We start from the raw sequence: 13,657 nt of genomic DNA, 5'->3' as shown, positions 1-13,657 counted from the left end.
CATGGGCGGCGTGATCGTCACCAACCCCCCGAAGGCGGACGCCCAGGACGTCGAGGCGCTGAGTGCCTTCGGCGTGGCCACCGTCAGCGAGGCCATGGGCCGCACCGGTCTGCTCGGCCCGTCGATCCGCCCTGTGCAGCAGGGAGTTCGGGTCGCCGGCACCGCCGTCACCGTACTGAGCTGGCCCGGCGACAACCTCATGATCCACGCGGCCGTCGAGCAGTGCGGCCCGGGCGACATCCTCGTCGTCACCACCACCTCCCCGTGCACGGACGGCCTGTTCGGCGAGCTCTTCGCCACCGCGCTCCAGAAGCGCGGCGTACGCGGAGTCGTCCTGAACACCGGCATTCGCGACACCCAGGAACTGCGCGACATGGGCTTCGCCGCCTGGTCCCGCGCCGTCTCCTCCCAGGGCACCGTCAAGGCCACCGGAGGCTCGGTCAACGTACCGATCGCCATCGACGGCCAGGTCGTCCGCCCCGGTGACGTGATCGTCGCCGACGACGACGGCGTGGTGGTCGTCCCGCGCGAGAAGGCGCGCGAGACCGCCGAGAGGTCGGAGGCGCGCGAGGCCAAGGAAGCGGCCACTCGCGCCGCCTTCCTGGAGGGCCAACTCGGCCTGGACCGCTACGGGTTGCGCGACACCCTCAAGCAACTCGGCGTCGAGTACCGGTCGTACGAGGAGTACACCGGAGCCGGGTCGTGACCGGGCCCGCGGAGGTGCGCTGCATGCTGATGCGCGGCGGCACATCCAAGGGCGCCTACTTCCTGGCCGAGGATCTCCCCGCCGATCCGGCCGACCGCGACGACCTGCTGCTGCGCGTCATGGGCAGCCCCGACCCGCGCCAGATCGACGGGCTGGGCGGCGCCCACCCGCTCACCAGCAAGGTCGGCGTGGTCTCCGTCTCGGCCGACCCCGAGGCCGATGTCGACTACCTGTTCCTGCAAGTCGCCGTGGACCGCCCCGAGGTGACGGATCGTCAGAACTGCGGGAACATCCTCGCCGGCATAGGCCCGTTCGCCGTGGAGCGGGGGCTCGTGGCCCCCGGTGGCAGCGAGACCTCCGTCCGCATCCGGATGCTCAACACCGGGGAACTGGCGATCGCGAGCTTCCCGACTCCGGGCGGGCGGGTCGACTACTCCGGTACGGCCGAGATCTCGGGCGTGCCAGGTACCGCCGCGCCGGTGGTGATCGAGTTCCCGCAGGGCGCCAGCCCGTTGCTGCCGACCGGCCGCGTCCGTGACGTGATCGCCGGCACCGAGGTGACGTGCGTCGACAACGGCATGCCGGTCGTCCTGATCCCGGCCGCCGCACTGGACGTCACGGGTTACGAGACGCCCACCGACCTGGAGGAGAACGCCACTCTCGCCGCCCGCCTGCGGGAGATCCGCCTGGCGGCCGGAAAGCTGATGGGCCTCGGTGACGTCGAACACACCACGATCCCCAAGCTCAGCCTGCTGGCTCCGCCCACGGACGGCGGCGCGGTCATGACCCGCACCTTCATCCCCGTGCGCTGCCACACCTCCATCGGCGTCCTGGGCGCCGCGAGCGTGGCGGCGGGGCTCCTCGTCCCCGGTGGAGTGGGGGAGGGCATCGCGACCGTAGCCGTACAAAGTGACCGAATTCGCATCGAGCATCCCAGCGGATTCCTAGACATCGAAACTAGCGTCGAGTCCGGATCCGCAGGGTCCGCTCCCGTGGTCCGCAGGACCGCGGTGGTGCGCACCGCACGAAAGATCTTCGACGGCACGGTCTTCCCCCGGCCCGCCGCCTCAACTCCCGCACTCGCACGCCCCCTTGGAGGCAACGATGGCTCCGCCGCTCGGTGACATCGCCCATATCGGCCACGCCCAGCTCTTCACCCCGGACCTGGACGCCAGTGTCGCCTTCTTCACCGACTACCTGGGCCTCACCGTCAACGGCCGGGACGGCGACACCGTCTACCTCCGCACCTACGACGACTACGAGCACCACAGCCTGGTCCTCACCGCCCGCGCACAGCCCGGCCTCGGCCGGCTCGCCCTGCGCACCTCCAGCGAGGAGGCCCTCCAGCGCCGTATCAAGGCGATCGAGGAGGCGGGCGGCACCGGCAGGTGGGTCGAGGACGAACCCGGCCTCGGCAAGCTCTACGTCACCACCGACCCGGACGGCCACGAGCACGCCCTGTACTGGGAGAGCGAGCACTACCGGGCCCCCGACGAGCTGAAGCCGGCGCTGAAGAACCAGCCGCAGGCCAAGCCCAACCGGGGCGTCGGAGTTCGGCGCCTGGACCACATCAACTTCCTTGCCGCGGACGTGCTGTCGAGCGCCGAGTTCCAGCAACAGGTGCTGGGTGCAAGGCCGACGGAGCAGATCCGGCTCAACAGCGGCCGGATCGCGGCGCGTTGGCTGACGTACACGAACAAGTCGTACGACGTCGTCTACACCGAGGACTGGACCGGCTCGACCGGGCGGCTGCACCACATCGCCTTCGCGACCGACACCCGCGAGGACATCCTGCGCGCGGCCGATCTCGCCATCGACACCGGCGTGTTCATCGAGACGGGCCCGCACAAGCACGCCATCCAGCAGACGTTCTTCCTCTACGTCTACGAGCCCGGCGGCAACCGCATCGAGCTGTGCAACCCGCTCACCCGACTCGTCCTGGCGCCCGACTGGCCGCTGATCACCTGGACCGAGGAGGAGCGGAAGAAGGGGCAGGCCTGGGGCCTGAAGACCATCGAGTCCTTCCACACGCACGGGACTCCGCCGGTCGGCTGAGCGGCGCGCAAGATCCACCGGAGTCACCCCCGCGCGATTGCCGATGAGATTGTTGACAAAAACGTTGACTATCCGGGGGGTGACTCCTTAGCGTCTGGCGCACCAAGCACGAGAGGTAACCAACGATGTCTTCCTCCCCCTCCCCGTCCCCCGCTCTGTCCGCCCGCGGCAGCCGACTGGCCCTGCTGGTCATCGGCCTGTGCTGGCTGGCCGTCCTCTTCGACGGCCTCGACATGTTCATCTACGGCTCGGTGCTGCCGCACCTGCTGGAGACGAAGACCTTCGGTCTCACCCCGGACCAGGCCGGCGACCTCGGCAGCTACGCCACCTTCGGCATGCTGGTGGGCGCCCTGACCGCGGGCACGGTCGCGGACCGGATCGGCCGCAAGCACCTGATGATCGCCTGCGTGACGCTCTTCTCGCTCGCCTCCGGCGTCTGCGCGATCTCCGGCAGCGTCGAGGTCTTCGGCCTCGGCCGCACCCTCGCCGGCGTCGGCCTCGGCGGTCTGCTGCCCACCGCGATCAGCATGGTCTCCGACTACGCCCCGCGCGGCCGGACCGCCCTCACCATCGGCATGCTGATGACCGCCCACCACGCCGGCGGCATCCTCTCCGCCTACGTGGCCAAGTGGCTGGTGGACCCGGTCGGCTGGCGCGCCGCCTTCTGGGTCTGCGTCCTCCCGCTGCTCTTCGTCCCGGTGCTGCTGAAGTTCCTGCCCGAGTCGCTGAGCTTCCTGGTAGCCAAGGGCCGCACCGACGAGGCCGGCGCCCTCGCCGAGCGCTTCGAGGTCGAACTGCCCGCCGCCACCGGCAAGAAGACCGCGGCCGACCGCTGGGACGCCCTGCGCAGCCTCTTCAGCGGCGGCCAGTGGAGCCAGACCCTGCTGTACTGGTTCGCCTCTTTCGGCGGCCTGCTCCTCGTCTACGGCGTCGCCACCTGGCTGCCCACCCTGATGCGCTCCGAGGGCTACGCGCTCGCCGACGCCCTGACCTTCGTGGTCGTCTTCAACCTCGGCGGCATCGTGGGCATGCTCGTCGCCGGCCGCGCCGCCGACCGCTTCGGCGCTCCGCGCATCTCGGCGATCTGGTTCGCGCTGACAGCCGTGGGCGTCTTCCTGCTCGGTGTCCACATGGGCCAGGCGGTGACGATGCTGGTCGTCTTCCTCACGGGCGTCTTCCTCAACAGCGCCCAGACGATGATCTACGCGACGGTCTCCATCCGCTCCACCCCGGACAACCGTGCCACGGCGGTCGGCTGGACCTCCGGCATGGGCCGCTTCGGCGCCGTCTTCGGCCCCTGGCTCGGCGGCCAGTTGCTGGCCTCGGGCAACGGCGACTGGGGCTTCACGTCCTTCGCGATCGCCGGTCTGTCGTCCATGGTGTTCATCGGGATCGCGGCGCTCCGCAGCTCGAAGCAGGCCGCGCAGACCAGCACGGAGCAGGAGCTGGTCGGCACCCACTGACCGGCACGGCACACACAGAGGCAGGACCGGACGCCGGCCACCGCAGGGGATGCGGGGGCCGGCGTCGGTCTGTGTGCGGCAGAGCGTCCAGAGCCGGTGATGACGGCCCGGCAGCCGGTCGAGGCCGTCACGGCCGTACTCGGGCGGGATGCGCCCGTCATTGAGATCAGTCGGCAGCAGGCACACGCTCGGACGGTCGCGGCTCTCGGGGACGAAGCCGCGGATGGTGGGTGGGATCGGAGCGCGGCCGCCGGTCCGGCGTGGCCCCGCAGGGCGACACGGGGCGTCGGTCGGTCAGGTGACCGCGGCTTGCGCCCGGTGTCTGCGGACGGCGTCGCGGTTGGCACAGCGCTGCGAGCAGTAGCGCTGCCGTCCGGTGCGGGAGGTGTCGGCGAAGGCCGTGTCGCACTCGATCACCTCGCAGCGCCCCAGCCGGTGCATGCCCCGGCCCGCCAGATGCAGTGCGGTACCGACCGCGAACAGCGTGAACAGGACGGATCCGAGCGGCTGTTGTGCGTCCCGGTAGTGCAGATGCCAGCCGGTGCCGGCGTGGGAGGTCAGCCGCGGGAAGGCGGCGGTCTCGGCCAGCATCCGGTTCAGCAGATCGGCGCGCTCCTGCTCCCCGGCGGCGTCGACGATCTCCTCCCAGGCATTCAGCGCGGCCAGGGCGCGGTCCAGGTCGTCCGCCGTCACCGGGCGCTCCGGCGTGAGGCCGGCGGCGCGGCAGCGGTCCGCCAGCTCGTCCGCACTCGTCGGTCGGCGGTTGGCCAGGTCCGCGGCCAGGTTCACCGCATCCTCGCCGTAAGGGTTGAGGTGCACAAGACCATTACAGCAGTGTGGCCGGCATGGCACAACAAACCGCCGGGCGCGCCGTATCCCAGGCCCGCGACCCATGGCGCTACCGCTGGATCGTGCTGGGCACCGCCACGTTCACGCAGGCCGCGTCCGGCTTCTTCGTGGGCGGCCTCGGAGCGCTCGGTGTCCACCTTCAGCGCGCCCTGGACCTGAGCACGGCGCAGCTCGGTCTGCTGGTCTCCGCGGCCCAACTCCTGCCACTGGCGGGGCTGTTGGTGGCCGGCGAGTTGCTGGACCGCTACAGCGAGCGCTGGGTGGTGGGATCGGGGCCTGCGTGGTCGCGGTGGCTCTGGGCGTGGGGAGTCTGGCGCCGGGATACGCGGCCCTGCTGGTCGTGCTGCTGGTGGTCGGCGCGGGATACAGCACCGTCCAGCCGGGTGGGAGCAAGTCGGTGGCGTCCTGGTTCGACACGTCACAGCGGGGCTTCGCGATGGGCGTCCGGCAAGCCGGGCTGCCGCTGGGGGCGGCGCTCGCCTCGGCCGTACTCCCGCTCGTCGCCGAGGAGTTCGGCTGGCGGGCGACACTGCTGACCGGTGGCCTCGTCGCGCTCCTCGGAGCCGGGCTCTTCATGGGCTGCTACCGCAGGCCGCCCGCGCTGTCCGCCCCCGGGGACAGGGAGCCGCCCGCCCCGATCGCGGAACAGCTCCGCGCCCGGCTGCGCATGCTCCGTGAACCGTCCATGGTGAGGATCATGCTCTCGGGAACCAGCCTGATCTCGGTGCAGTGCGGTGTGGGCATCCTGACGGTGCTGCACCTCTACCGGACCGCATCGGTCGGCGTCGGGCAGGCGGCCCTGATCCTGGTGGCAGCCCAGGGCGCGGGCGTCCTGGGCAGGATCTGCCTGGCGGCCTGGAGCGACCGGAGCAGGTCCGGGCGCTACGTCATCGTGCTGGTCTGCATGGTCGCCGTGATCGCCGGGCTGTTCGTGCTGATGACACCGGCCGGGCGGGAACCGGTCATCGCTTCCGGTGTCTTCGTCTGGCTCGGCTTCTTCGGCTTCGGCTGGTACGGCCCGTGGGTCGCCTACGTCACCGAAGCGGCCCCACCGGGCAGGACCGGCTTCGCCCTGGGGCTGGCGATGTCCGTCAACCAGATCGCCATCGTCGCGGTGCCGCCCGCGCTCGGCCTGCTGGTCGACCTCACCGGCAGCTTCACACCGGCCTGGGCGCTGCTGTCCCTGCTGACCGTCGCCGCCCTGGCCGTCACGCGACCGCAGGCAACGATCACCAGCAGCAACGACGCCTGAACGCCGGACTAAGCCGCGAGCCTGCGCTTGCGGGTAGCGACAACGACGATGCCCATCCCCACCGTTCCGTACAGGGTGAACACCGCTCCCTGCTGATAGAGGCTCCGCCGTTTCAGCTCTTGGCCGAACGCCACCTGCTCGTACGTGCTGGTGCCGATGGAGCGGCCGGTGCCGGTGTCGTAGGAGAGCTCACACCTGTCGCCACGCCTCATGGGATCGGGATGAGACTCGCCGTCCTTGCCCAGAAGGAGCCCAGGGCAGTACGCGCCGTAGGCCGATCCGGCTCTCAGCAGTGACACCGTCCCCCAGAGCAGCGGTATCAGGAACAGGACGAGTAACACCGCTCTCAATCGCACGGCGTCACCCTAATAGGGCGGGCCCGTGAGGAGGTCCCCGGGTCTTCGACTACCGGCTTCCCGCATGATCGCCCGGACAGGCCCTGGTCGTGTCCTAGTCGTCCGAGCCCATCTGGTCCTCCGCCGACAGGTGTTCCACCGTCCTGCCGGTCTCGGTGAACGTCCGCGTCACGTATCCCGAGGAGTACACCCACAGGATGCGCAGCGGGGTGTCGCCGATGTTCCGGAACAGGTGCGGGATCGGTGAGGGGACGTACGTGGTGTCGTACTGCTCCAGCTTCGTCACCTCGCCGTCGACCCACACCTCCGCCTCGCCCTCCAGGATCGTCACGTGCTCGTCGCAGTTGTGCGAGTGCAACGGCGCTCCGGAACCGACCGGATACACACTCATCCCACTGGTGATCAGGTTCTCCCCGCCCGCCGACGGCGTCGTGACGAGGGGGGTCGTGACGACGGCACCGCCCCGGTCGAGCAGGGGCACGGACGCGACCTTGATGATCGTGGTCATCCGGAGTTCCTTTCCACTTACACGCTTCGCCGTCGAACGACGGTAGGCCTCGCGCGAGCGAATGGGTGCCCTCTGGCGTGCAGCTTTACCTTGCATTTCCAGAGGGGTGAGCTTTCCGGACCCGGCTGTAGCGTCGGCTCGCATCGCACGGCTCCACGATCCGTGCACGTAACGCGCCGGAAAGAAAAGGCAGGTATCGGCCCATGAGGCTCCCCGTTCTCACCGAAGAGGAAATGGACCCGCGCCAGCAGGAGCTGGCCGCCCGCATCGCCGGCCGGCGCGGCGCGGTCCGCGGCCCCTTCCGGGTCTGGCTGCACAGCCCGGAGATGTGCGAACGGGCCGAATCCCTCGGCGCGTTCGCCCGCTTCGACAGCAGCCTCCCCAAGCACCTGAGCGAACTCACCCTGCTGCTGGCCGCCCGCAACTGGGACGCGCAGTACTCCTGGAACGCCCATGTGCACCAGGCGATCGAGGCCGGCATTCCGGAGGCCGCCGTCAAGGCGATCGCCGAGAAGCGCGAGGCCGTCTTCGACAACGAAGTGGACCAGGCCTTCTACCAGTTCTGCCGCGAGATCCTCGACGACCACTTCGTCACCGACGACACCTTCGCCGCCGCGCTGGCGCACTTCGGGTCCAAGGGCCTGGTCGACACCATCGGCGCGCTCGGCAACTTCACCATGCTCGGCATGTGCCTGAACACCTTCCAGGTGGACCTCCAGGCCGACAAGGAGCCGCCGTTCCCGGACATCCGCGGCTACGGCCGGGTCGTCCCGGACACGTCCGACAGCCCCGACGGCTCCGACGGTACCGAGCCACGGCCGTGACAACTCCGGGGGGAGACGCGGTACTTCGAGTCCGCGGCGTCACCAAGAGCTTCGGTGGCGCCGCCGCCCTCAAGGACGTGGACCTCGACCTGTACCCCGGCGAGGTCCACGCGCTGATGGGCATGAACGGCGCCGGCAAGTCCACGCTGGTGCAGGTCCTTTCGGGGGTCCACCAGAGCGACGAAGGCACCGTCGAGGTCAACGGGCAGGCACAGCACGGACTTACGGTGCGCAAGGCCCGCCGGCTCGGCATCGCCTCGGTGCCCCAGCGCCGGGAACTGGCGATGGGGCTCACCGTCGCCGAGAACGTACTGCTGGGCGACCTGCCGACCCGGGCCGGTGCCGTGCGCTGGAAAGCGGTCGACTCCGAGGCCCGCACGGCACTCGAGGCCCTCGGCATCGACATCGACGTGACACGCACCGCGGGTTCGCTCACCGTCGCCGAGCAGACCATGGTCGAGGTGGCCCGCGAGGTCCGGCGCGGCGGCCGCATCCTGATCCTCGACGAACCGACCGCGTGTCTGAGCGCCGAAGCGGCGCAGCAGATAAGGGAGTTGGTGCGCACCTTGCGCGACGAGGGCGTGGCCGTCGTCTACATCTCGCACTACATCGACGAAGTGCTGGCCGTCGCCGACCGGATCACGGTGCTGCGGGACGGCGCGGTCGTACGCAGCGCGCCGGCCGCCGAGTTCGACGCCACCGAACTCGTACGGAGCATGGTCGGCAGGGACGTTGTGTCCCGGCGGTCCCAACGGCCCGCCCCCAAGGACGAGATCGGCCTCACCGTGCGCGGCCTCACCGACGGCCGGGCCGTACGGGACTTCACCGTCGACGTGCGCAAGGGCGAGATCGTCGCCGTGCTCGGCCCGGCCGGGGACGCCCAGTCGCGCCTCTTCGACGTGCTCTCCGGCCGCCGCCGCCCGGACACCGGCCACCTCACCGTGGACGGAACTCCGGTGCCGTTCGGCCGAGTTCACGCCTCGCTCGCCAGCGGGCTGCGCTGCGTCACCGGTGACCGCCGGGCCCTCGGCCTGGTCCCGGAGCTGTCCCTCGACGAGAACCTGATGCTGGCCGAGGACCGCTTCGCCCGCCGCCGGATGCACCGACGTGCCCAACTCGCCCGCCGCGCCGCTCCGTTGCGCCGCAGCTACGGCGTGGTGTCGCTCGCCGGCAACCCGCCCGTGGGCGCGCTGTCCGGCGGCAACCAGCAGAAGGTGCTGCTCGCCAAGTGGCTGGGGACCGAGCCGGTCGCCTGCTTCCTTGAGGACCCCACCAACGGGGTCGACATCGCGGCGATGGCCGACATCCACGCCCTCCTCGACGACCTCGCCTCGCGCGGTGTCGCCGTACTGCTCGCCTCCTCGTCCGCCGAGGAGGTCATGCGCCTCGCCGACCGGGTCGTCGTCGTCAGCGCCGGCCGGACGGTCGCCGAGCACGACATCGACGCCATCACCCATGACGAACTCGTCGCCACCGCCCTCGGAGGTCAACCGCAGTGAGCGTCAAGACAGTTACCGACGCCCCGGGCGTCTCCGACCCGCCCAGGAAACCGCGCCCCCGTCTCTCGCCGGCCGCGCTGCGCGGTGCCCCGCACACCGGGCTGATCGCCGTCCTCGTCGTCGTGATCGTCGGCACCTCGCTGCGGACCGACGCGTTCGCCACCGACACGAACGTCATCAACATCCTGCGCCAGGTCAGCGTCGTCGCGGTGATCGCGGCCGGGCTCACGCTGCTGATGACCGCGGGCGGCATGGACTTCTCGATGGGCAGCAACGTCGCCGTGACGACCGCGGTCGGGGCGCAGTTGCTGGCCCACGGCCACTCCACGGCGTTCACCGTCGTCGCCTCACTCGTGCTGGCCACGCTGATCGGCCTGGTCAACGGGGTGGTCGTGACGTTCACGAACGTGGCCCCGTTCGTCGCGACGCTGGCGATGGCGACTCTCCTGGACGGTGTCGCCCTTCTCGTGCTCGACAGCGTCAGCGTCTCCATCGGCACCAGGATGTTCGCCCTCGGCAACAACAAGATCCTCGGCGTGCCGTACCTCCTGGTCGTGGCGATCCTCGTGCTGGTGGCGACCGCCCTGGTCATGCGGTTCACCGTGTTCGGCCGCGACGCCTTCGCCATCGGCGGCAACGAGCACGTCGCCCGGCTCAGCGGCATCAACGTCACCGCCCGCAAGCTCTCGCTGTACGCCCTCACCGGCGCCCTGTCCGGACTGGCCGGCCTGATGCTGCTGTCCCGGCTCAGCGGCAGCAGCCCCGGCACCGGCGGACTGTCCCTCCAGCTCCAGGCCGTCGCCGCGGTCGTCATCGGAGGCACCGCCCTGGCCGGCGGATACGGCACGGTCATCGGCACCGCCCTCGGAGTGGTGCTCCTGGGCGTGGTCGCCAACGCGCTGAACCTGCTCCAGGTCTCCAGCAACTACCAGTCGGTCTCCGTCGGCGGCGTGCTGCTCATCGCGGCCATCGCCAACGAGATGCACAAGGCACGTTCCGCACGCCATTGACCGGCCCGGCTCACCGCATCCTCAAAGACTGCATCCACAAAGGCGGTTCACCATGAGAATTTCGTTCCAATCCCGCAGAGCCGTGCTCGCCGCGTTCGCCGGCACCACTCTCGTACTGAGCGGCTGCGGCACCGGTGACGACAGCGGGAGTTCCGGCGATGTCACCCTCGGGTTCGTCAACGGCGGTGACACCGAGTTCCACAGTTGTCTCCAGAAAGCGGTCGAGCAGACGGCGAAGACGCAGAACGCCAAGGTGTTCACCGCCAACTCGCACCAGAATTCCACCACCGAACTCTCCAACATCGAGGACATGACCTCGCGCAACGTGAGCGCGCTGATCGTGCAGACCGTCAACGTGGACGCGCTGAAGGGCGACATCGCCAAGGCGAAGGCCGCGAACATCCCGATCTATCTGACCTCCGTGGCCACCGGCGACGTGAACGACATTCTCGGCGCGGCCGTGGTCGATCTCGGCAAGCTCGGCGCCCTGGACGCGGGCTGGATCGCGCAGGACGCGGGCGGCAAGAGCGTTCAGGTCGGCGTCATCGCGGGTGCGCCCGGTGCGGCCTCCGACCTGATGGTGGGCGGCTTCACGAAGGCACTGCCCGGCACCGCGAAGGTGGTCGCGAACCAGCCAGGCATGTTCAACCCCGTGAAGGCCCAGGACGTGGCCGAGAACATGATCCAGGCCCACCCGGACCTGCAGTACGCGTTCGTCGCCTCCGAGGACATGGCGCTGGCCGCCCGCAAGGCGTTCGACGCGGCCGGCAAGAAGGACGTGAAGATCGTGACCGCCAACGGCACGGACGAGGGCCTGGCCGCCGTCCAGGACGGACGGCTCTCCGCCACCGTGGCCAACTCGGCCATGGCGATAGGACAGGCCGCGGTGAAGAATGCGGTCGGTCTGTTGGCCAAGAAGAAGGTTGACAAAATTGCCAACATTCCTCTTTTGTTGGTGACCAAGGACAACCTGAGCAAGGCTCCCCAGTACTGCCCGAAGTAGCGGAGCCCGGTGCCGGGAGCGACACCTGCCTCATTGTTGTCCGAGCCGCCCGTCCGTCACATCGCCGGAACGTCCAAGTCGAGCCGCGACCTGGACATGCCGGCCGGAGACGGACCCATCAGTACGACCGGCACCGCCGCCGGGGCCCACCCCTGGCACCCGTGGGCCTCCGGAGGAATCATGGATCGACTGCTGCTCATGCACAGTTTCGTCACCGTCGCACAGGCCGGGAGCTTCAGCGGCGCGGCGAAGAAGCTGGGCTCGTCGGGCTCGCTGGTATCGCGCCACGTCGCCGAGCTGGAGCGACAGGTGGGCGTCCGCCTGGTCAACCGCACCGCCCGCTCGGTGAGCCTCACCGAACCGGGCCTGAAGTACGCCGAGTTCGCGGCCCGCATCCTCGACGAGATCGAGGCCGAGGACGCCGTCATCTCCCACCTGCACGACCGCGCCGAGGGCACCCTCAGCATCATCTGCCCCAAGTGGATCGGCAGCCTGGACCTCGGAGACGCGATCGCCGCCTTCTCCGCCGCCCACCCCAAGATCCACGTCCGCTTCGAGCTCGGCGGCATGTCGGACCGTACGTACGACTTCCTGGACAGCGGCTTCGACGTCGCCTTCCACACCCGCGACCTGCGCGACTCCAGCGTGCGCCTCAAGAAGATCGCCTCGCTGCCCTTCGTCCTGTGCGCCTCCGAGACGTACCTGGAGCGCGGCGGCCCGCTCACCGAACCCAACGGCCTGGCCCACCACGACTGTCTGGTCCACGTCAACGACCCGGTCTGGCGCATCGGCCACGGCCACGCCAGCACCCTGCACAAGATCCGCAACATCGCCTTCTCGTCCAACTCGTACATCGCCCTGCAGAAGGCCGCCGTCCACGGCCGCGGCATAGCCCTGCTGCCCCAGCGCCCGGCCTACGAGGACCTGATGAGCGGTGCCCTCCAGGTCCTGCTCCCCGAACTCGCGGTCCCCGACCGTCCCCTGTTCGCGATCTACGGCCCCGGCCAGGCCACCCCGCGCAAGGTCAGCGTGTTCCTCGACTTCCTCGCCGAATGGTTCTCACAGAATCCCATTCCGGCCATCCGGTCGTAGCCGCAAGAAACGATTGCGAATTCAGACGAGCTCGGACCATTGAGGCCTTCACGCCCCGAAATCTAGGCTCACCGGGCGACCCGCGAAACGAGGCATCCATGGGAATCCAGAGAATCGAATCGGTCACCTACGGCATCGACGACGTAGACGAATGTGTCCGTTTCTTCGGCGACTTCGGGCTGTTCCTGCTGGAGCGCACCGAGGAGCACGCGGTCTTCGAGACGCTCACCGGGCAGACCCTCCACCTGGACACCGTGCCCGGCCCGCTGCTGCCGCCGCCGCTGGAGGCCGGGCCGACGATCCGCGAGGTGGTCTGGGGCGTCGACACCCCCGAGGAACTGGCCCGGCTGGTCGCCGCCGCGGGCCGTGACCGCAAGGTCCACGAGAGCGCCGACGGCGTCTTCCACACCGTGGACGAGAGCGGTTTCGGCGTCGGACTCACCCTGGCCCGCCCGAAGGACGCGGACGTCACCCCCCGGCCCGCCAACGCGCTGGGCAGCGTCGACCGCTGGAACGCCGCGCTGGAACCGCTCACCCGGGCCTTCCCGCTGCGCATGTGCCATGTCGCGCTGAACATCGTCAAGGAAGGGCGCGAGGAAGCCGTCGCCTTCTACACCGAGCGGCTCGGCTTCCGGCCCACCGACATCGTCGAACCCATGGGCGTGTTCATGCAGGCACCGGGCGACGACGACCAGCACACCATGCTGCTGTGCCACCGCCCCGACCGCGCCGGCGTCAACCACATCGCCTACGAGGTCCCCGGCTTCGACGACGTCATCGAGGGCGGCAACTTCATGATCGAGCGCGGCTGGCGGGAGGCCCGCAAGCTCGGCCGGCACACGGTCGGCTCGAACGTCTTCCGCTTCCTGCACGCCCCGTGCGGCGGCCGCGTCGAGTACGCGGCGGACATGGACCGGGTCGACGACACCTACGAGACCCGCGTCCACGAGACCACCCCGCCGCACCACATCTGGGCACTGCGCTCCAACCGCGACCAGGACGCCCCCGCCAACTGACTCTCCACCCCAGCCTGAGAGGGC

The 13,657-nt window shown here is 69.8% G+C and carries 14 protein-coding genes; 11 read left to right on the top strand and 3 right to left on the bottom strand.

Features of this window, described 5'->3' with window-relative positions; genetic code table 11:
* The first annotated feature begins 1 nt into the window (after position 1).
* From OG223_RS05195 to OG223_RS05180, 4 genes are all read left to right on the top strand, one after another.
* Positions 2-706, top strand: coding sequence for a 4-carboxy-4-hydroxy-2-oxoadipate aldolase/oxaloacetate decarboxylase (locus OG223_RS05195; RefSeq protein WP_329243033.1), 705 nt, complete (start codon positions 2-4; stop codon positions 704-706).
* Entirely contained in the window at positions 703-1,830 is a 1,128-nt protein-coding gene (locus OG223_RS05190; RefSeq protein WP_329243030.1) for a 4-oxalomesaconate tautomerase, read from the top strand. Before OG223_RS05195 ends, OG223_RS05190 begins: the two co-directional genes overlap by 4 nt.
* Positions 1,811-2,761 carry a catechol 2,3-dioxygenase gene (locus OG223_RS05185; protein WP_329243028.1) on the top strand — a complete coding sequence of 317 codons (951 nt, stop codon included), beginning with the start codon at positions 1,811-1,813 and terminating at the stop codon, positions 2,759-2,761. The genes OG223_RS05190 and OG223_RS05185 overlap by 20 nt, the downstream gene beginning before the upstream one ends.
* 125 nt (positions 2,762-2,886) lie before the next feature.
* Complete coding sequence (locus OG223_RS05180) at positions 2,887-4,224, top strand: MFS transporter (protein ID WP_329243025.1); 1,338 nt, start codon at positions 2,887-2,889, stop codon at positions 4,222-4,224.
* A 294-nt stretch (positions 4,225-4,518) separates the two neighbouring features.
* Here the strand turns inward: OG223_RS05180 and OG223_RS05175 are convergent, their stop codons facing one another.
* The gene (locus OG223_RS05175; RefSeq protein WP_329243022.1) at positions 4,519-5,043 is read right to left on the bottom strand and encodes a CGNR zinc finger domain-containing protein; all 525 of its coding nucleotides are present in this window, start codon (positions 5,041-5,043) and stop codon (positions 4,519-4,521) included.
* Positions 5,044-5,353: 310 nt separating this feature from the next.
* Between OG223_RS05175 and OG223_RS05170 the strand changes: the two genes are divergently transcribed.
* On the top strand, positions 5,354-6,325 hold the full coding sequence (locus OG223_RS05170) for an MFS transporter (RefSeq protein WP_329243019.1): 972 nt from the start codon (positions 5,354-5,356) through the stop codon (positions 6,323-6,325).
* Between the two features lie 8 nt (positions 6,326-6,333).
* On the opposite strand, the gene OG223_RS05165 is transcribed toward OG223_RS05170, so the two are convergent.
* Positions 6,334-6,537, bottom strand: a complete 204-nt coding sequence (locus tag OG223_RS05165; RefSeq protein WP_329243016.1) for a hypothetical protein — start codon at positions 6,535-6,537, stop codon at positions 6,334-6,336.
* Between the two features lie 238 nt (positions 6,538-6,775).
* Positions 6,776-7,189 carry a cupin domain-containing protein gene (locus OG223_RS05160; protein ID WP_329243014.1) on the bottom strand — a complete coding sequence of 138 codons (414 nt, stop codon included), beginning with the start codon at positions 7,187-7,189 and terminating at the stop codon, positions 6,776-6,778.
* Between the two features lie 233 nt (positions 7,190-7,422).
* On the opposite strand from OG223_RS05160, the gene OG223_RS05155 reads away from it, so the two are divergent.
* The 6 genes from OG223_RS05155 (at position 7,423) to OG223_RS05130 (ending at position 13,633) form a co-directional block, all read left to right on the top strand.
* The gene (locus tag OG223_RS05155; protein ID WP_329265139.1) at positions 7,423-8,013 is read left to right on the top strand and encodes a carboxymuconolactone decarboxylase family protein; all 591 of its coding nucleotides are present in this window, start codon (positions 7,423-7,425) and stop codon (positions 8,011-8,013) included.
* A complete protein-coding gene (locus OG223_RS05150; protein ID WP_329243012.1) occupies positions 8,010-9,512 on the top strand; it encodes a sugar ABC transporter ATP-binding protein in 1,503 nt (500 codons plus the stop codon). Before OG223_RS05155 ends, OG223_RS05150 begins: the two co-directional genes overlap by 4 nt.
* Positions 9,509-10,522, top strand: coding sequence for an ABC transporter permease (locus OG223_RS05145; RefSeq protein ID WP_329243009.1), 1,014 nt, complete (start codon positions 9,509-9,511; stop codon positions 10,520-10,522). The genes OG223_RS05150 and OG223_RS05145 overlap by 4 nt, the downstream gene beginning before the upstream one ends.
* Before the next feature lie 52 nt (positions 10,523-10,574).
* Entirely contained in the window at positions 10,575-11,525 is a 951-nt protein-coding gene (locus OG223_RS05140) for a sugar ABC transporter substrate-binding protein (RefSeq protein ID WP_329243007.1), read from the top strand.
* A gap of 180 nt (positions 11,526-11,705) precedes the next feature.
* On the top strand, positions 11,706-12,617 hold the full coding sequence (locus OG223_RS05135) for a LysR family transcriptional regulator (protein ID WP_329243004.1): 912 nt from the start codon (positions 11,706-11,708) through the stop codon (positions 12,615-12,617).
* A 98-nt stretch (positions 12,618-12,715) separates the two neighbouring features.
* Entirely contained in the window at positions 12,716-13,633 is a 918-nt protein-coding gene (locus OG223_RS05130; protein ID WP_329243002.1) for a VOC family protein, read from the top strand.
* Positions 13,634-13,657 lie beyond the last annotated feature (24 nt).

Source organism: Streptomyces sp. NBC_01478 (assembly GCF_036227225.1).
Taxonomy (GTDB): domain Bacteria; phylum Actinomycetota; class Actinomycetes; order Streptomycetales; family Streptomycetaceae; genus Streptomyces.
Note: the sequence above shows the minus strand (reverse complement) of the source record. Positions and strands in the feature narration are given on the sequence as shown.